Source organism: Brevibacillus sp. NRRL NRS-603, from assembly GCF_003013445.1.
Lineage (GTDB): Bacteria > Bacillota > Bacilli > Brevibacillales > Brevibacillaceae > Brevibacillus > Brevibacillus formosus.
Map to the genome: position 1 here is coordinate 79,652 of NZ_PXZN01000013.1, position 17,161 is coordinate 96,812.

16 protein-coding genes and 1 pseudogene are annotated in these 17,161 nt (G+C 45.0%); 12 read left to right on the forward strand and 5 right to left on the reverse strand.

Going from position 1 to position 17,161, the window contains the following annotated elements; translation table 11 throughout:
- Positions 1 to 14 precede the first annotated feature (14 nt).
- Complete coding sequence (gene sdhB / locus C7R94_RS12260) at positions 15 to 764, forward strand: succinate dehydrogenase iron-sulfur subunit (protein ID WP_047071067.1); 750 nt, start codon at positions 15 to 17, stop codon at positions 762 to 764.
- A 585-nt stretch (positions 765 to 1,349) separates the two neighbouring features.
- Here the strand turns inward: sdhB and C7R94_RS12270 are convergent.
- A complete protein-coding gene (locus C7R94_RS12270) occupies positions 1,350 to 1,790 on the reverse strand; it encodes a MarR family winged helix-turn-helix transcriptional regulator (protein ID WP_106781468.1) in 441 nt (146 codons plus the stop codon).
- Positions 1,791 to 1,979: 189 nt separating this feature from the next.
- Between C7R94_RS12270 and C7R94_RS30915 the strand changes: the two genes are divergently transcribed.
- From C7R94_RS30915 to C7R94_RS12320, 10 genes are all read left to right on the forward strand, one after another.
- The gene (locus tag C7R94_RS30915) at positions 1,980 to 5,711 is read left to right on the forward strand and encodes a S8 family serine peptidase (RefSeq protein ID WP_106781471.1); all 3,732 of its coding nucleotides are present in this window, start codon (positions 1,980 to 1,982) and stop codon (positions 5,709 to 5,711) included.
- A gap of 70 nt (positions 5,712 to 5,781) precedes the next feature.
- On the forward strand, positions 5,782 to 6,180 hold the full coding sequence (locus C7R94_RS12280) for a hypothetical protein (protein WP_106781473.1): 399 nt from the start codon (positions 5,782 to 5,784) through the stop codon (positions 6,178 to 6,180).
- 92 nt (positions 6,181 to 6,272) lie between these two features.
- A complete protein-coding gene (locus C7R94_RS12285; RefSeq protein WP_056497752.1) occupies positions 6,273 to 6,731 on the forward strand; it encodes a chemotaxis protein CheX in 459 nt (152 codons plus the stop codon).
- Positions 6,732 to 6,805: 74 nt separating this feature from the next.
- On the forward strand, positions 6,806 to 7,330 hold the full coding sequence (locus tag C7R94_RS12290; protein ID WP_106781475.1) for a hypothetical protein: 525 nt from the start codon (positions 6,806 to 6,808) through the stop codon (positions 7,328 to 7,330).
- A 20-nt stretch (positions 7,331 to 7,350) separates the two neighbouring features.
- A complete protein-coding gene (locus C7R94_RS12295; RefSeq protein WP_106781477.1) occupies positions 7,351 to 9,444 on the forward strand; it encodes an ABC transporter transmembrane domain-containing protein in 2,094 nt (697 codons plus the stop codon).
- A 33-nt stretch (positions 9,445 to 9,477) separates the two neighbouring features.
- Positions 9,478 to 10,002, forward strand: coding sequence for a GNAT family N-acetyltransferase (locus tag C7R94_RS12300; protein ID WP_106782089.1), 525 nt, complete (start codon positions 9,478 to 9,480; stop codon positions 10,000 to 10,002).
- 350 nt (positions 10,003 to 10,352) lie between these two features.
- Complete coding sequence (locus C7R94_RS12305; RefSeq protein WP_106781479.1) at positions 10,353 to 11,216, forward strand: ABC transporter permease subunit; 864 nt, start codon at positions 10,353 to 10,355, stop codon at positions 11,214 to 11,216.
- Between the two features lie 34 nt (positions 11,217 to 11,250).
- Positions 11,251 to 12,174, forward strand: coding sequence for an ABC transporter permease (locus C7R94_RS12310; protein ID WP_106781481.1), 924 nt, complete (start codon positions 11,251 to 11,253; stop codon positions 12,172 to 12,174).
- 44 nt (positions 12,175 to 12,218) lie between these two features.
- A complete protein-coding gene (locus tag C7R94_RS12315) occupies positions 12,219 to 13,142 on the forward strand; it encodes an ABC transporter permease (RefSeq protein WP_106781483.1) in 924 nt (307 codons plus the stop codon).
- A 421-nt stretch (positions 13,143 to 13,563) separates the two neighbouring features.
- Complete coding sequence (locus C7R94_RS12320; RefSeq protein ID WP_003387736.1) at positions 13,564 to 13,785, forward strand: helix-turn-helix domain-containing protein; 222 nt, start codon at positions 13,564 to 13,566, stop codon at positions 13,783 to 13,785.
- Between the two features lie 296 nt (positions 13,786 to 14,081).
- On the opposite strand, the gene C7R94_RS12325 is transcribed toward C7R94_RS12320, so the two are convergent.
- Positions 14,082 to 14,831 (reverse strand): stalk domain-containing protein, encoded by a 750-nt coding sequence (locus C7R94_RS12325; protein ID WP_106781485.1) that lies wholly within the window; start codon positions 14,829 to 14,831, stop codon positions 14,082 to 14,084.
- Between the two features lie 201 nt (positions 14,832 to 15,032).
- Positions 15,033 to 15,542 carry a hypothetical protein gene (locus C7R94_RS12330; RefSeq protein ID WP_106781488.1) on the reverse strand — a complete coding sequence of 170 codons (510 nt, stop codon included), beginning with the start codon at positions 15,540 to 15,542 and terminating at the stop codon, positions 15,033 to 15,035.
- Between the two features lie 145 nt (positions 15,543 to 15,687).
- Here C7R94_RS12330 and C7R94_RS12335 point away from each other — a divergent pair.
- Positions 15,688 to 15,801: pseudogene (locus C7R94_RS12335) on the forward strand (LuxR C-terminal-related transcriptional regulator); the annotation flags it as partial.
- A gap of 58 nt (positions 15,802 to 15,859) precedes the next feature.
- On the opposite strand, the gene C7R94_RS12340 reads toward C7R94_RS12335, so the two are convergent.
- Together C7R94_RS12340 and C7R94_RS12345 are read right to left on the reverse strand one after the other, a co-directional pair.
- On the reverse strand, positions 15,860 to 16,207 hold the full coding sequence (locus tag C7R94_RS12340) for a hypothetical protein (protein WP_106781493.1): 348 nt from the start codon (positions 16,205 to 16,207) through the stop codon (positions 15,860 to 15,862).
- Between the two features lie 287 nt (positions 16,208 to 16,494).
- On the reverse strand, positions 16,495 to 16,854 hold the full coding sequence (locus tag C7R94_RS12345; protein ID WP_106781495.1) for a hypothetical protein: 360 nt from the start codon (positions 16,852 to 16,854) through the stop codon (positions 16,495 to 16,497).
- Positions 16,855 to 17,161: the final 307 nt, after the last annotated feature.

The window sequence follows — 17,161 nt, forward strand, 5'->3', positions numbered from 1 at the left end:
GGAGGAAACTGATCATGGCAGAAAAATTGATTCATTTGATTATCACTCGTCAAGATAGCCCTGACAGCACTCCGTACAAGGAAGAGTTCAAAATCCCTTATCGTCCTGGTATGAACGTGATCAGTGCTTTGATGGAGATTCAACGTAATCCACTCAACGCACAAGGTCAAAAAACGTCTCCAGTAAACTGGGAATCGAACTGCTTGGAAGAAGTATGCGGTGCGTGCTCGATGGTTATTAACGGAAGACCGCGTCAAGCGTGCTCGGCACTGGTAGATAAACTGGAACAGCCGATTCGTCTTGAGCCAATGAGCACCTTCCCTGTACAACGTGACTTGTCGATTGACCGCAGCCGCATGTTCGATGCGCTGAAACGCGTAAAAGCGTGGATTCCAATCGATGGTACGCATGATCTGGGACCAGGTCCTCGCATGCCTGAAGTGGAGCGTCAATGGGCGTACGAGCTTTCGAAGTGCATGACGTGCGGTGTTTGCTTGGAAGCTTGCCCGAACGTGAATGCGAAGTCTGACTTCATCGGTCCGTTCGCGATTTCGCAGGTTCGTCTGTTCAACCAGCATCCAACGGGTATGATGAACAAGCATGAGCGTCTGGAAGCTCTGATGGAAGATGGCGGTATCGGTGATTGCGGTAACTCGCAAAACTGCGTGCAAGCATGTCCAAAAGGTATTCCACTGACAACATCGATCGCTCACATGAACAAAGAAACAACCAAACATGCAGTGAAGAAGTTCTTCTTCTCCTAATTGTTTGCAATAGAAAAGGCGTGCACCGGTTGATCCGGAATGCACGCCTTTTTTCAGTTTAGGAAAGGTACATGTCGCTGTAGTGGAGAGAAGAATATTTCCAGTCTAAGCTCCAGGCTCCGTCCTGCTGGGGGATAAGACTGTCCGCTCCGAAGGGATTTGCGGGGAAACGCAAAAGTGGTAGCCGCTTCGTAGCACGGGCACGTTGCGTTTCTGTTGCCCGCAAATCCCTTCTCCGCTCGGTAGGACTCCACAAGTCGCTACGTCTGGAAATATTCTTCTCTGTCGTAACTGATTACGTTCTTCATTCTTTATAGGATTTTTAAACCCGTTTAACACGGAAAGTTCGTAGAGGAAACAGGAGAAAAAAGCGAAGATCTTTGGTACACCGACCGAGACGCAATGCAAAAAGCGAAAAACGCCTTTAAGCGTCCACCTCTGAGACACATCCTGAGAGGACAACTTTGGACGCGGTTTCGCTTTTTGCATGGAGTCGGGCAGTGAATCCCCCAGCGGGTGGGACAAGAACCTGAGCGTTTTCTCCTGTTTTCTCCCCACCACAACAGCAACGTACAAGGAGTTTATTCAATTCGCCTCGATGACGGCCGCCACCGCCAGCTTTTCAAAGATGCTGACGAACTGCTGGAGTTCATCCTCGCTGAGGTGAGAGAACATTTTATTTAGTTGTTCTCTCCGATTCTGCTTGGCTACTTGCAGAATTTTTTTGCCAGATTCACGCAAACTGATATAAACGACTCGGCGATCTTCCTCATCACGATCACGGGCAACGAAGCCGTGTTTATCCAAACGGTCGACCATTGCTGTGATTGCGCTTGGTTTCACCCCCATTGATTCAGCCAATTCTCCAACAGTGCATTTTTCCTTCAGTTCCACCTGATGAAGAATGTAGAATTGCGGTCCAGTCAAACCAGAGACAGGTTCGGCCAATTGCGTTCCCATCGTACGCATAATGGTACGAAACGCCTCCTGCAAGCGCTCGAGTGTATCTGTAGAGGGGGAGGGCATGCTCGTAACATCTCCTTATTTGATCTATTTCTTCGTGAACAAGAATATTTGATATGTAATATTTAACGCAATTAAATATAGGCAGAAAATGCTTCGTTTGTCAACCTTCGCGAAAAGAAGGGAATACCCGAGCGATTCCTAGTGAAAACTGAAAACATAATGGAATGACTTCCAGCAAGGGGGCAAACGATGAAGAAAAAGGTATGCAGCATTGGATTAATATTGGCTTTGCTTCCCGCAACGACTGTGAGCACAACAGCGTTTGAAGGAACGGCGACCATTCGTACGCAGATTTTGCAGGATCTCGCGGAAATGCACCAGCCATTACATACAGGCAAGGCGGACAAGGAGTATAAAACGAAGGCAGATGAATGGCATCGACAAGAACTGCTACTGCGAGGTGAGCAATTAAAATCCGCGCCTGTCGATTCGCTGGAAATGATTGAGGCGACTAAGGCTTGGGAGGATGCCGGAGTAAAAGGGGAAGGGATGCTCGTTTCCGTGATCGATACGGGAGTCAATCCGCGCCACCCCGATTTGCCTACCCCGCATGATAAGCGTTCAGCCATGCAAAAGTCAGGCTCTTCTCAGAAGGTGATCCCTGGTTTTAACTGGGCTGACCGTACGCAAACAACGGAAGACGTATCCGAATCTCAGCATGGTATCCATGTGGCGGGAATTATTGCTGCGAACGGAAAAGTAAAAGGAGTTGCACCTGAAGCCCAGCTCATCAGCCAAAAAGTATTTTCCAATTATCAAAGCGAGGTTCCAGGGCTAGGTGAATCGATTTTATTTGCGATCAATGATTCTATTACGAAAAAGGCAGATGTCATCAACTTGAGTCTCGGTTCCTCAGCGGGTTATGTGGATGAAACAAATGTGGAGCAAATGGCTGTGAAACGAGCGGTCGATAATGGAATCATAGTAGTGGCAGCTGCCGGCAATGATGCCTATTTCGGCAGTGATAAGGTACGTGCACAGAATCCGGATATCGCCATGATCGGTTCTCCAGGGGTGAGTCCAGATGCATTTTCAGTTGCTTCTGTTAACGCTACAGCACTGGCCGGCTATAGCTTCACGGTGCAAGGGGTACCCGGTTTGGAGAAAGTCGTGTATTTATCGGGCTATGTGGAGGGCGGGGGTGCCATAAACCCAATCATGACACTGATGAAGCCGTATCCTCTCGTCTACATGGGGAAAGGGAAGAAGGAAGACTACAATGTTTCCGTAAAAGATAAAGTGGTATTGCTCGAGCGAGGAGACATTTCATTCGACGAAAAGCTGCGTCTCGCGAAAGAAGCAGGAGCAGTTGGTGCCGTCATCTACAACAATGAAATGGGACCACTGATTATCAGTGCGGAGCATGCCAAACAAATCCCGGCTGTTTCTATTTTGAAGCACATGGGCGAGCAAATGGCACAAGCGATTAAAAAAGGCAAGAAAGTAACCGTCTCCTTTAACGGTGATTATGGACAAAATCCGATGCCTTATCCAGACGGAGGAACGATCTCGGCTTTTTCATCATGGGGACCAACGCCCGATTTGCAGTTCAAGCCGGAGATTGCCGCTCCAGGTGGGGGCATCTTGTCACTCACGCGAGAGTCTGAATATGCCGTGAAAAGTGGTACGTCAATGGCAACGCCACATGTGGCAGGCGGGATGGCTCTGCTGAAGCAAGGCTATCTCAAGCAAGGGCGGAACCTGCAAGGCAGATCACTTGTCGATACGTTAAAGGCTGCGGCAATGAACACAGCAGAACCGATTATCGATCCGCAAATCAGCATACCAGCAGCGGATAAAGAGAAAATAAAAAAAGTGCCTTACAGCCCACGGGTCCAAGGGGCAGGATTGATGCAAATCGCAAAAGCGATCAAGACCCCAGCTATCGTTGTGACTGCAAAAGGAAAAGCAGGGGTCTCGTTAGGAGAGATCGGGAATTCAACGACCTTTTCTCTGTTTATTAATAACAAGTTTGGCAAAAAGCCCATTACGTATCAGTTGCAAAATGAGTTTGGCGTCTTGACTGACTTGCGCAAGGATGGGCTCAACATGCTGACCGATACCCTTTTCGAGGGGGCAGAACTGCAATTTTCCGCCCCTAAAATTACCGTTGCGCCAGGGAAGTTAGAGGAAGTGAAGGTAACGCTCACAATTCCAGCAGGCTCTCCACGCAATCAATTTGCAGAAGGATTTATTTCCTTTCAACCAGATGATAAAGAGCTGCCTAAGTTGCGCACGCCGTTTTATGGCTTCTACGGCGATTGGGATGAACCAAGGATTATGGATCAACCTGTATGGGAGGCAGAAAGTCAGGAAAAACGAACAGGTGTCAAGACGACCTGGTATCATGATAAACGCAATGACAAATGGCGCTATCGGGATTATCTAGGCGTTACAGGTGTCAAAGGCGATGGCGGCGCGAAAATCGATCCGAATCATATTGCCTTTTCACCAAACGGGGATGGGCATTACGATGTCGCTGCGCCTTCGATTACATTTTTACGAAATGCCCGTTATATTATCGTCGAAGTAACAGACCAGTCAGGCAAACCGATTCGCACTCTTGTGCGTGATGAAAAAGTGAGCAAGTACGATCAATCCAGGCTCGGGACACCATACTATTATACGGAAAAGGAAGCGTGGAGCTGGGACGGAAAGATCTTTTCACCGCAAAAAGGCGCTTATATACAGGCACCTGATGGACAATATCAATTCTCCATTAAGGCCAAAATAGACGATCGCAATGCAAATTGGCAATCGATGACACTTCCCATCCGCGTAGATACAAAAGCTCCTGTGATTACAGCTTCTGTGTCAGGAAATCGGGTTCAGTGGAGTAGCCGTGATAAAGATATCCAGGCCTATTTCCTTTATGTAAACGGGAAAAGAGTAGGAGGCCCCTATTCTCCAAAAGTGTCCAGCACACTCATAAATCAGCCGGATAAAAAAATGAGTGTGGTAGCGTATGATTACGCGGGGAATATCAGTGTGGCGCATATAAACGGGAAAAGCGACAGCACTCCGCCATTTGTGGAGTTCCCGGATGATTTGTTTCCTTATTTGAAAATATCCAAGCAGCCCGATGTAGCCTTCAGGGGCAAAGTAACAGGCGAGGATATGATGGACAGAGTACGCTTGGCCATTAACAAAACGCCTGTAAAGCTGGCGGCGGATGGATCATTTGAAACCATCCTGCGATTAACGGAAGGTCTCAACTATGTGATGTATAGTGCAATGGATATGTATGGAAACAAGCGCCAATTCACGCAGCGGGTCATCGTCGATACGAGTCCTCCGATACTGCAATTGCTAAACGATGGCAGCGAAGACGTACAGTTCGATCCAGCAACCAAGAACATGCTGGTTCCAGTCCGCTTCATGTACAGAGATCAAACATACAAAGGTCAGATAAGCGTCAATGGGCAAATCGTTTCCTACTTTGAAGAAGAGCAATTGGAAATTCCTGCGCAAAAATACGTAACGCAAATGTTGAGTATGAAGCAGGGAGAAAATCGCATTTTGCTCGAAGGGAAAGATGGTGCAGGCAATCAAAGCATGCTGCTGGTGTATGCGTATGTGGACGCTAATGCAGGGGCGGTCGTCATAAGCAATGGGGAGCAGCGTATCTCCTACAAGGCCCGAACAGTGCCAGCTCCAACGATACAGCTACCGAACAAACAGCTAGAAGGGCAGGAAGGTGAAGCGCTGCCTATCGAAGGGAAGGTGACAGGTGCTGGTGCTGTTAACCTCCAAATCAACTACGGATCAAAGAGCTTTCAGACCAACGCGAATGATCATGGGTTATTTCGCTTGGTGCTTCATGAGGTAGAGGAGGGCAAACAAAAACTGACGGTTGTTGCCACCGATGCGCTGGGCAGGGAAGCTCGAGCGGAGATGAACGTCGTCGGAAAGAAAAAATAGCGTAGCGGGCCCGTCAGTAGCGGAGAAACGGCTATTGCCGGGCCAAATTTTTGTAGGAGGAGCCTATTCGATGTTTTACCACGGGATCAAGTGGGAATATGTTATGAGAGAGTACCCTGTGCTATCCCCGAGAAGGACAGCCAGAAGGAAGCGCGGAGCAGAGCAATTGCGAGATCGCCTTCATCTTATCGAACAATTCGGTTTGGAGCCTGTTCATTTGCTTGAGGCCGATGAACATTACGATGCTGTCCGCTGTATACAGGAATGCTTGGCATTTGGAGATACGGTTTTTGCCTTTGATCGAGTCCAGCTTCCGATGTGGCAATTGAGTAAGCATGAGATCGGTGTAGAAATAGTAGACTTGCGAACGTGCACGGCCATCTATACCATTCGTCATGAGACAAAAGTAGAGGATTATTTTCCTGGTACACCTTGTTTTCGTGACCTTATGCCTATGAAGTTTTCGTAATCCTATTGCATCTGCCAAAAAGCGACATTATGATAGTCCTATACGAGTACAACCTCTAAGAGTGAATTGCCCGGGAAAGGAAGAGAATGCAGATGATAGTCCAGTACCTTGATCCATTTCTTGAATCAGCTTCGTCCGTGATTCAACAAGTATGCAATGTCGACATTTCGCGTGGAGAGTTAGCTGAAAGAGAATGGAGCCATGTAGAAGGCCATACATGGATTCGAATCGGAATGACAGGTCAATTACAAGGTGAGGTCTTTTTCGGTCTGCAAGAGGAATTGGCTTTGCGCATTGTCTCGGCCATGATGGGTGGCTATCCCGTGCAAGAGATGGATGAGCTCGGAAAAAGTGCCATTTCCGAATTGGGGAACATGATTTCCGGGAATGCGAGTACGCTTTTGTCCAATCGAGGAGTTATTGTAGACATAACCCCGCCCTTATTTTTACATCAGCATGACTTGAAAGACATGGCAGGGACAGCATTGACTGCACCGCTCGATCTTCATGACATGGGGAGACTGGATATTCAAATAATTGTGATAAGATAGAGGCGGCTAATGGCCGTCTTTTTTGTGAAGGATACGTACCCACGCTTTATCATTCAAAGGAGGGATGGAAAGAGATGGATCATTACTTCTCGATCTGCTCAGCAGAGATGTATTATGAGAAATACATGGCCTTTTTATTGGAAAATTACGACCAGCTTCGCATGCCATATTCCTTTCCTGTGGCGCTCAGTTTTCTGGCGAGTCCCGTTTTAATGGAGGGGAAAGCATTTCTTTGCTTCAACGATGACGATGAAGTAATCGGTGCCTTTTCATACATTTACGGGACAGGTGAAAATCAGTACGAAGACAAGCATATCGTTCAAATTCAGGTGGTCTATTTTTTAGAGCAGTATCGCAGCAGTCGACTCTTTTTGCATGCGCTTCAGTATGTAACCGAGTATATTGACTATATGGAGGAGGACGTGAAGGAGTTTCGATTCTGGACTTCTTCGGACGACTCTTTACGCAAATTGTTTACCAAGATTGCAAAACAAGTAGCTTCTGTAGAAACGGCAAACGGTCCATTGGATGAATACCGCGCATCATTTTTGGCTTGGCAATCCTATGCAGCCAGGTTTCAACATGAACCATTTTTCTAATCCAAGAAGGAGACGTTACGATGCTGTTCGTCATCAAAAGCCTGTTTGGCTACATACGCCCCTATAAGCTCCTGAGTTTTCTTTTTTTCCTCACACTTGCACTCGATCTGCTGTTTTTATCCTTGGCACCTCTCAGTTTCCAGATGATCATTGACAAAGCGATTGTTCCCAAAGATATGCACGTTTTCACGGTCATCATGATGGTATTGACGATTAGCGGGATTATCTGTGTCAGTGCTGGAATGATCAGTGATTATGTGCTGGCAAAACTAAACGTACGTGTGCAAAATGATTTACGGCAAAAACTGTTTGCCCATATGCAGCATTTGCCGGTCAGCTATTTCCACAAAACGCGTTCGGGTGAACTGGTTTCTCTCTTTTCAGTGGATTTGCCTGTCATTGACAGATCGTTAGCGATTCTCTTTACGACGGGTATTCAGTCATTGGCGGTCGTGACGATTACTGCGACGGTGTTGTTTTACTTGGAATGGGTGATGGCGCTGTGTATTTTGGTGGGGGCAATCTTGATCTTCTCAGGCCCTTATTTGCTTGGCCGACGTGCCCACGCAGTCAATGCTGCTTACAAAGAACAGCTCGCAGCTATGACGAATGATGTCCAGGAAAATACGAAAGCGCAAATGGTTATCAAGGGCTTCAATCTGCAATCTGTCATGATCAATAAATTCAATGAAAGACTCAAATTGCTGTTGGTCAGTAACTATCGCAAAAATTTGATGGCAGCGAATCTGGAACGAATTCCTGCACTGTGCTTACTACTCATCAACTTTACGATCATTGGCTTCGGTTCCTATCTGGCACTCACCGGGCGAATCTCTGTCGGTTCGCTTGTCGCTTTTTTCACCATGTATACGTCGATGGGGAATGCAGTGTTTAATCTGACCTTTACGCTCCCGCTGATGACAGATGCACAAGTCAGTATGGAGCGAATCCAGAAGGTGCTGAATGAACCCAGTGATAAAAGTGACCATTTTGGAGTGGAACAGTTAGATTTGCGTACGACCGAAGTGTCCGTAAAAAATGTTACGTTTGGCTATCAAAAAAATCAGTTATCCATCAAGCAGGTTAACATGCACATCCCGGCTCGGACGAAAGTTGCGATTGTTGGCTCCAGCGGGTCTGGAAAAAGCACGATCGTCCAGCTGTTATTAGGCTTATATGAACCTAGTTCTGGTCAAATCGAGATAAATGGAACAAAACTCGATGAATGTAATCGAGGAGCCTTTCGCAACCATGTAGGGGTCGTCTTTCAGGATAATTTTCTTTTTCACGGAACAATAGCGGAAAACATCCGGCTAGGCAAACTCGATGCGACCAAGGAGGAGCTGAGGATGGCTGCCCAGCAAGCCGAGATCCATGACTTTATCATGAGTCTGCCAGACAAGTACGAAACACTTGTTTATGATGGGGGCAGCAACCTCTCTGGGGGACAAAGGCAGCGACTTGCCATTGCTCGCGCGATTCTGCGCAATCCTTCTCTACTCATTCTGGATGAAGCCACTTCTGCCCTCGATCCCATTTCAGAGGCTTCTATTAACAGGACTTTTGCGAAGCTTTCCAGCGATCGGACTGTCATTACCGTGACACATCGTTTGTCGACGATAACGGACATGGATCAAATATTTGTGTTGGAGCAGGGGGAACTAGTCGAGCAAGGGACACATGTTCAACTGTTGCAAAAGCGGGGCTATTACAGAAGACTATGGGACAAGCAAAGTGTTTTGATTGCGACAGAAGGGGTTACGGATGTTTTGGGTGCCAACATGCCTGATATTTTGCATCTCTTCCATACCGAGACGTTTACGGCTGGGCAGACGATCATTCGGGAAGGAGAAGCAGCAGAGAAGGTTCACCTCCTCGCACGCGGAAAGGTAGAAGTATCCCAAACATCTGCTGAATCTGAGGAGCAGATTCGACTTGCGATCTTGGAGGACGGCGATCACTTTGGAGAAACAGTCCTAGCGGGTGCTTTACAGACAACAACTGTGACGGCTCTCACCTCTTGTGTTGTTTTGACCTTACCGTTGAAGGTATACCAGTACATCACGTCCCAACATTCGACGATTGGCAAGAACGTCCAACAGCCGATACGTTAACCAATAGAAAAAGAGAGAGGCAGTGTGCAAAGGATGCATGTCCAATTTAGAAAATGTACCAGTGACAATGATTTTGCCCAATTCACGCTATTCTTTATGCGCAATCGATTGGAATTTAGCCGTATGTTTTCCCTTAGTGACACGCTCGTTCATATTTTGACGTTTCTCCCGGATTCTCATTTGATTCTGATAGAAGACGAGCGAGGTAAATTGGTCGGATGGGGGCATTATCAATACTTGACAGCAGAAAGGCAACCAGACCCAGAGGGAGAAATTTGCTATATTCATTCAGTCATCGTTGAAGAAAAATATCGAAGTAGCAGGGTATTTCTAAAAGGCTTTCGCTATCTTATCAGACAGGTACAAGAAGAGAATGAACACGTGAAGCAAGTAACCTTTTGTGCAGATGCTAATCATGTTTATCTGAACCGGCTCTATTCGAAATTTGCACAGCTTGCAGGGGAGCAGGAGGGCAATTACGGACAAGAAAACATCTACGTGTCGGAAATCAATCAGCTCGCTTCCTATCTTGGAATGGACGCAATTGACGTTAAATAAGGAAAAATGCTATTCTTAAGAAGATATTGCCAGAAAGGAGGTCTATCAGATGATTCCAATGGTACCACGTTTGAAAGATGGAGTAAGAAAACCTTTTACTGCTTCGATTCAAAATCTTCTCATGAAAAATGAGCAGCTGCGTGTAGCTACTTCTTCCACGAAGTAATCGATCAGCTATCATCTTTTTCGAATCAACTGTTCCCATGAATGGAGAAGTGGTTGACAGGCTATCCTGCTCAGCCACTTTTTTATTTCTGTTTGAATAGAATAAAAAAATAAAATATTTTCTATTGTCTAGATGATTTTTAATAGATAGTGTATTGTTGGAAATAGTAAGGGGGTATGAGACCTTGACCTATATAAAACAATTAATTGGGATGTTTTTCCTAGTAATCGTCGTTTGCGGTGGGCCGTTCATGCTATATACGCAAAAGGAAGAAATCGTGTTCGAACCAGGAAATATCGTAGTCCATACGGTCTATCTGATTCAACAGATTGCAGAAGGCTCCCTCGGAACCTATTATTCGGGGCAAACGGAAAGGAGCATCGCAGAGGATATCCTCCCGTTTGCAATTAGCTCTTTTGAACTGCTGTTCGCAAGTGTTAGTGTCGCAGTCCTAGCTAGTATTATGTTTGGATTGCTATTGCAGCGCTTTCGGATTGTACGTCAATTTCAAAAGGTTTTGAATCTGCTTGCAACGATTCCTGATTTTATCCTAATTGTTGTTTCGATTGTGGGTGCGGTCGGATTTTATAAGATGACGCACATTCGTATTATCACCCTGTCACCCGTAAGTGACTCTGAGAGTACCTGGTTTCCAATCACCCTGCTGTCAATTGGACCAACGATTTTCCTCATGAAGGTAGTCAGTCTTAAGTATGCACAAATCGGTGGCGAAGACTACATTAAAACCGCACTTGCCAAGGGGATGGGGATTTGGCATGTTCTCATCCACCACGTCTATAAAAATATCAAGCCGTTTCTCATTGCTGATTTGAAGAAGACAATAGCGATTTCGGTAGCCAATTTGTTTATTGTCGAGTACTTATTAAACGTTGTAGGCTTGACCCGGTTTATTTTTAGCAAAGATGGCGGATACGAATTCAATGCTGCTGTCATGGGACTGTTAGGTATTATTTTACTATCCATTTTGGTCTATTTACTTATTCGTCTCATTCTATATGTAATTGAACGCGCGGTTGTGTATAAATAGCCCAGACTTTTTTTGGAATGAGTGAGGGTATGGTATGAGGAAACGGTTCAATTGGGCATTATGGCTAGGCTGTATCTTGGTAGTATTTCTAGTGATTATCGGTGTAGCCGGGCCCTATTTAGCACCCTATGACATCGATTACCAGGTGAAAGTGCGCAGTGAGATGGTAAACGGGAAGCAAGTGATCATTTCGCCTCCTTTGGCACCGTCAAGCGAGCATCTGTTGGGGACGGATAAATGGGGCTATGATTTACTAACAAAACTGCTCCATGGGGCACCGTACACCATTTTTATTACACTCATGATTGCGCTATTGCGATTATTGATGGGAGCATGGATCGGACTGTATATTGGAATATTGGACAAGCAGCAGCGTTGGTGGATTGCGATTGAGAACGCCTGGGGATACATGCCCATATTTATTCCTGTCTATTTTTTATTGAAAGGAATCAATATCAATTCCGAATTGCCAACATTTACGCTCGTATTGTTTTTCATAGTGGTTGTGGCTGTGCTAGGGACGCCTTCAGTAGCTGCGTCTATCCGTCAAAAAACGGAGCAAATCAAGGAATCCCAGTACGTTTTAGCTGCGACTTCGCTGGGGGCCGGCCGGGATCAGATCATCTTTCGCCACATCCTGCCGCATTTGAAGGAGCATCTGGTCATCGTCCTGGTGACAGAGATGATCGCCACCATGACGTTGATGGGGCTTCTCGGGATATTTGGTCTTTTTGTAGGCGGCACGACTATGTACTATGACCCTGTTGAGTATCACTCGATCACACATGAATGGGCAGGACTGCTCGGGACTTACAGAAGCTTTGTCTACACGAATTACACGTGGATTTTCCTGATCCCACTTGCTGCTTATATGCTTGCAATTGGTTCCTTTAGTCTACTGGCCAAAGGATTACGTGATAAATTCGAACAGACATATAGTCGTACCCCATTTATTTAAGCAGCTGGACACTTTTCAGCATGAGGGATAAGTGAGGTTTTTTGATGAAAAGACGATTCCATTTCTCTTTATGGCTAGGCAGTATCTTCGTGTTCGCTCTGATGGTGATTGCTGTGGTGGGGCCTTACTTGGCTCCCTATGATCTGGAGTATCAAGCGAAGATACGTCAGGAGGTTGTGAACGGTAAACAAGTCATGGTCTCTCCACCCCTACCGCCATCAAAGGAACATTTGCTCGGCACGGACAAATGGGGGTATGATTTACTGACCCTCTTGCTCCATGGAGCGCCATACACTGTTTTTATTACTCTTTCGATCGCATTCATTCGCGTGTTACTTGGAACATGGATTGGACTCTATATCGGCATTCAAGATAAAGAGCAGCGTTGGTGGATGGCGATTGAAAATGCATGGAGCTATATGCCTGTATTTATCCCCGTGTATTTTCTTTTGCGAGGAATCAATGTGAATTCCGAGCTGCCGACGTTCACGCTCGTTCTGCTTTTTATTGGGCTTGTCTCTGTCCTTGGAACACCTTCTGTAGCCTCTTCTGTGCGTCAAAAGGCAGAACAAATTAAAGAATCCCAATACGTCTTGGCTGCCATTTCACTGGGAGCTGGCCGGAATCAAATCGTCTTTCGCCACATCTTGCCACATTTGAAGGAACAGCTCATTATTATCTTGGTGACAGAAATGATCGCTGTCATGACGTTGATGGGGCTTCTCGGCATATTTGACATGTTTGTAGGTGGTACGAAAATGACCTTTGATCCCGTTCTGTATCATTCCATTACACACGAATGGGCAGGGCTGCTCGGATCTTATCGAGGCTTTATTTACAGTAACTATACGTGGATTTTTCTCGTACCGCTGGGAGCATTCATGATCGCCATTGGATCGTTTAGCTTGTTGGCAAAAGGTTTGCGTGATAAGTTCGAGCAAACGTATAAACGTACCCCTTTTATTTAAGATGTAGTGCCCTTGATCTTTACGAATCAAGGGCACTTTTGGTTGATCCGGTTAAAAATAATGGAATGGAAGTCGAATTGTAGGGAGCAGTATATGTGTCGGGTGAATAGACTGGAGTGTCGGGGGCGGTGTTGGCCTTGGGTTCCGATGGCAATCTCATCAGGCGAGGCGAACTCGTCGCGATCTGAACGGGGGACAACTGGCGGCCATCGTCGTCTCGAACGGAAAAATTCACGGCGGATGTCGAAGAGGTTTCTCAGCGGTGTTCGGAACCCATTGCCCATTTTCTGAATAGGATGTAAGGCAAAAGCCTAAAATCCTTGAAATTCCGGCACCATCACCCACCCCCCATCATAGGATAAGGTGACTCTGTAATCCCTCAACCTTGTTCCTGTAGAGCCCACAAGGAGGGGTGGCACGATTGAAGGGTAGCGACCAAACCAAGCCGTTGTTAACGAATCGCGAAAGAGAAGTGTTTGAACTCTTGGTCCAAGATAAGACAACCAAAGAGATTGCCGGACAACTCTTCATCAGCGAAAAGACTGTGCGCAATCACATTAGCAATGTCATGCAAAAATTAGGTGTCAAAGGTCGATCTCAGGCAGTAGTCGAACTCGTTCGACTTGGTGAACTAGAGATTTGAACCCAGTCCACCCAGCCTCCCTTTTCTTCCCTTGGTCGGAAGGGAGGGTTTTTTTATGTCATTTGCGTCTTTGCACTAAGACAAAACGGAACCTGGGCGAGCAAACGATCGAACAATTCCTTGAAAAAACAAGATAGGCAAGTCGATAGTGGGTTGCTGCCTATTTTGCGGTAATGACTGGCATGAGACCGTGCGGCGTGTTGTGTTAGAAAGATGAAGCCCTCTACCGGCATTTGATCCGAAAGAGGGCAGCATCAGTGTCCTTGTAGAAGGTTCTCTTGTTAACAATTTCTCGGTTACATTTCTTCCTGTTTGACAAATTGATTTCCGGAAATTTGGTAAAACTTCACCCCAACAAGTTTTTGATTCGAGTAAATCTTTTCAGTTAAGCTCTTTTCGGCCTCGTTGTAGGAGAAGCGGTAGGTGGTACCTTTAGCCCCTTCGTCCAATTGTTGGGAGAAGATCATTTTCACTGTGTTTTTTCCTTTGACTAGCTGGTACAGGTTAACATAAACCTGAGTTTTGCCTTCTTTTTCTCCATACTCGACCGCGAGGAACTGATTGGTATGAACCATTCTTGTCACTGGATATGGAGTACCTCCTACACTTTGAGGAAGCGGGATTTCTTTTTTGTTGACTGAATTGACGACCTTATTGGAACCGACCACGGCATAGTACACATAGTCCAGCGCGTAGTTGGCGTGACCCGCCATTCCCTCAAACTGAACATTTTGTTCAACTCTGTCCAAACTTTCAAATCGAACAGCTGGGGTTTTTGTTAGGGGATCGCTGTTCATCCAGGATTGACCGACGCCAAGCATATTCGCGATTGTGGCGACCGGGGCATACACGTTCCCTTTATAAACGAAAGGTTCCGCCTTGGTATCGATGGGACTGCCATTTACGATCAGTTTGATATTAGAAAAGTTCACGGTGATCGCTTCAGTTGCTTTTTTAGCGAAAGCGGAGCCGCTTGACATCATTCCCGCAGTGAACAGGAGTACCCCTGATACCACTCCGATAAACAATTTCTGTGATTTGTTCATGTTGATTGTCTCCTATATGAAAATAGACTTTTGATTGCATATTTATTAACGCAAGGAGGATTGGAAAAGTTTCACTTCAGATCGTATGCTTGCCCTTCTTTTTCGGGCACGAAGACCACCAAACTAATCAAAATAGAAGGGAGATTTCCCAATCAAACAGAAAAAAATCGCCTGTGATGGCGATTTTCTCTAACTGCTTGTTTACAATCGCTTGATTAGGTAGTAATTGCCTGAAGTATCGTAATTATCGTAGGAGTCTACATGAAAATAATAAGTTGTTCCAGCCTCAGCAATAAAAGTAACAGTTCTACTTGCGCCAGTGGTTGATGAGATATCTAAAAAGCCACTACGACTCGGATCCTTAGTCACAGCAACTCTATAGGGGATACTATTTGGAACGCCAGATAATTCGACAGTTACCGATCCTGATGAGTTTGGTGTGAACTTATACCAATCGACTACATCACTAGGAGATAATTTACCTAATCTACCACTATTTAATTCATCCGCCGAGGAGCTCTTATTGTTTGACTCAACTTCCAGTTGATACCCATTAATTGTAATAGATTTACCAATTTCTTTTTTTGGCGTGGCTTCTTGAGCAAAGCTAGCAGTTGGAATACCTGCAAGGAGAGGAAGAGAGAGTGCAGCTGCTAAAAGAAAATTACGTTTGCTCATACGAAGAGTTGATGATGGGTTTTTTGTAAACATTTCAAACCTCCCATTATTTTGAAATATTGGTTGTTTCGACCTTATTTTACTGAATTGAAAATCTGTTTACTATACCAAAAAAACTATGATTACCATTGTAAAAACCTATCAATTGCGAAAAGGAGCAACGCGCGTTATGAATGAGATAGGGAAAAAGACTGTGCGTAATCACATTAGCAATGTCATTCAAAAATTAGGTGTCAAAGGTCGATCTCAGGCAGTGGTCGAACTCGTTCGACTTGGTGAACTAGAGATTTGAACCCAGTCCACGCACCCTCCCTTTTCTGCCCTTGGTCGGAAGGGAGGGTTTTTTATGTTCATTTCGTCCGAATAATCATAGATCTAATTTCATCTGCTAGAGCTAACAATGTAGTCCATCTTGTAGAGGTTCTTAAAGCCTTTAAACTCCATTCATCTTCTTTCTGTAATTCCAAAGCCAACCGTCGTAATTCAGAACTTCTTTGCATCGTTTCAGTATTGATTAACCCAGCATTCAATAGTCGTAGTAGGCTGCTTTCATGGAAAAAAGAAACTACACCAATGTCGAACTGCTCAAAAACCTCATACCCAACAACATCATCAGATGCATTGCGTAAATGGGAACCACAACTGTTAAGGGTATCAAGATAGAGATGAAAAAGTGCTTCAGTAGTTATTTCTCTCATCGTAATGTTACCTCCAAGATCTCTAACAGATAGTTTATGTTTCTGTAAAAAATTGAGGATACCTCTGTTAAGCGATCATGATTCTTTTGAAAGAAAAATGCACAAAAGGATGATTAAACAAAACATTACTTGTGAGAGGGGGAGGATGGAATGCAGCCGACATAATTTTACTAGCGAAAAGATTTAACTCCTGCAAGAAGGCAGGAGTCGAGAATGTTTTCTCGCTATATCGAGACTTCTGACAAAACCGAAGCAATTGAACAGCTGCGTGTCCATCAAATTTCCTTTTAAGGCGATTTAGTTATTACCCAAGTTAATACTCTTCTAAAAGCGCCAGTGGGGTTATAGATCTGCATAAACCATCTATCTAGTCCAAGTGGGTAATTTTGAAGCACATATACAGGTTCAAGTTGTTCAATGATCCATCCAGCGCTGATAACCCTCCTAGTACCTTCTGGTGCTGGTATCAAGTTAATATATTCATATGAATATGGTCTAATTTCGATGGGCTGAAACCTGTGGCGCCAAAAGCCATTTCCGAGACTCTCTGTTATACGTACATTTTTCCGACTTAGGGTGATGATTTTTGTCCGTTTTACGCCTCCTTTTTTCACAATCTTGGATGATAATCTTTTTTTCTTTTTCATGTTTTCACCTTCTACACTAATTTAAGTTTCGTAGGATCAACATATGAAGGAAAAGAAATAATGCTTGGACTAATTTACATGAGTTGAAAAAATGGGGGATTTCAGTAATTAGAGCTCAGACTGAACAATTAGAACCCAGAGTTACTGCAGGCTATTTAACACAAGAGAAATTCTATTAATTAGGAGTGGATTTTGATGAAATAGAAAAATGTAAGTGATTCGAGAGTAACTCAGATATATCAGGTAGTTGGAGAGTATAACGTTTAGGCACATGTGTTCCTTCCGCTTACCAAGTTTAAGATAAAGA

Excerpts from the sequence above, each read along its gene's own strand:
- sdhB (WP_047071067.1), top strand. The coding sequence starts at position 15 with ATGGCAGAAAAATTGATTCATTTGATTATCACTCGTCAAGATAGCCCT.
- C7R94_RS12270 (WP_106781468.1), bottom strand. The coding sequence starts at position 1,790 with ATGCCCTCCCCCTCTACAGATACACTCGAGCGCTTGCAGGAGGCGTTT.
- C7R94_RS30915 (WP_106781471.1), top strand. The coding sequence starts at position 1,980 with ATGAAGAAAAAGGTATGCAGCATTGGATTAATATTGGCTTTGCTTCCC.
- C7R94_RS12280 (WP_106781473.1), top strand. The coding sequence starts at position 5,782 with ATGTTTTACCACGGGATCAAGTGGGAATATGTTATGAGAGAGTACCCT.
- C7R94_RS12285 (WP_056497752.1), top strand. The coding sequence starts at position 6,273 with ATGATAGTCCAGTACCTTGATCCATTTCTTGAATCAGCTTCGTCCGTG.
- C7R94_RS12290 (WP_106781475.1), top strand. The coding sequence starts at position 6,806 with ATGGATCATTACTTCTCGATCTGCTCAGCAGAGATGTATTATGAGAAA.
- C7R94_RS12295 (WP_106781477.1), top strand. The coding sequence starts at position 7,351 with ATGCTGTTCGTCATCAAAAGCCTGTTTGGCTACATACGCCCCTATAAG.
- C7R94_RS12300 (WP_106782089.1), top strand. The coding sequence starts at position 9,478 with ATGCATGTCCAATTTAGAAAATGTACCAGTGACAATGATTTTGCCCAA.
- C7R94_RS12310 (WP_106781481.1), top strand. The coding sequence starts at position 11,251 with ATGAGGAAACGGTTCAATTGGGCATTATGGCTAGGCTGTATCTTGGTA.
- C7R94_RS12315 (WP_106781483.1), top strand. The coding sequence starts at position 12,219 with ATGAAAAGACGATTCCATTTCTCTTTATGGCTAGGCAGTATCTTCGTG.
- C7R94_RS12325 (WP_106781485.1), bottom strand. The coding sequence starts at position 14,831 with ATGAACAAATCACAGAAATTGTTTATCGGAGTGGTATCAGGGGTACTC.
- C7R94_RS12330 (WP_106781488.1), bottom strand. The coding sequence starts at position 15,542 with ATGTTTACAAAAAACCCATCATCAACTCTTCGTATGAGCAAACGTAAT.
- C7R94_RS12340 (WP_106781493.1), bottom strand. The coding sequence starts at position 16,207 with ATGAGAGAAATAACTACTGAAGCACTTTTTCATCTCTATCTTGATACC.
- C7R94_RS12345 (WP_106781495.1), bottom strand. The coding sequence starts at position 16,854 with ATGAAAAAGAAAAAAAGATTATCATCCAAGATTGTGAAAAAAGGAGGC.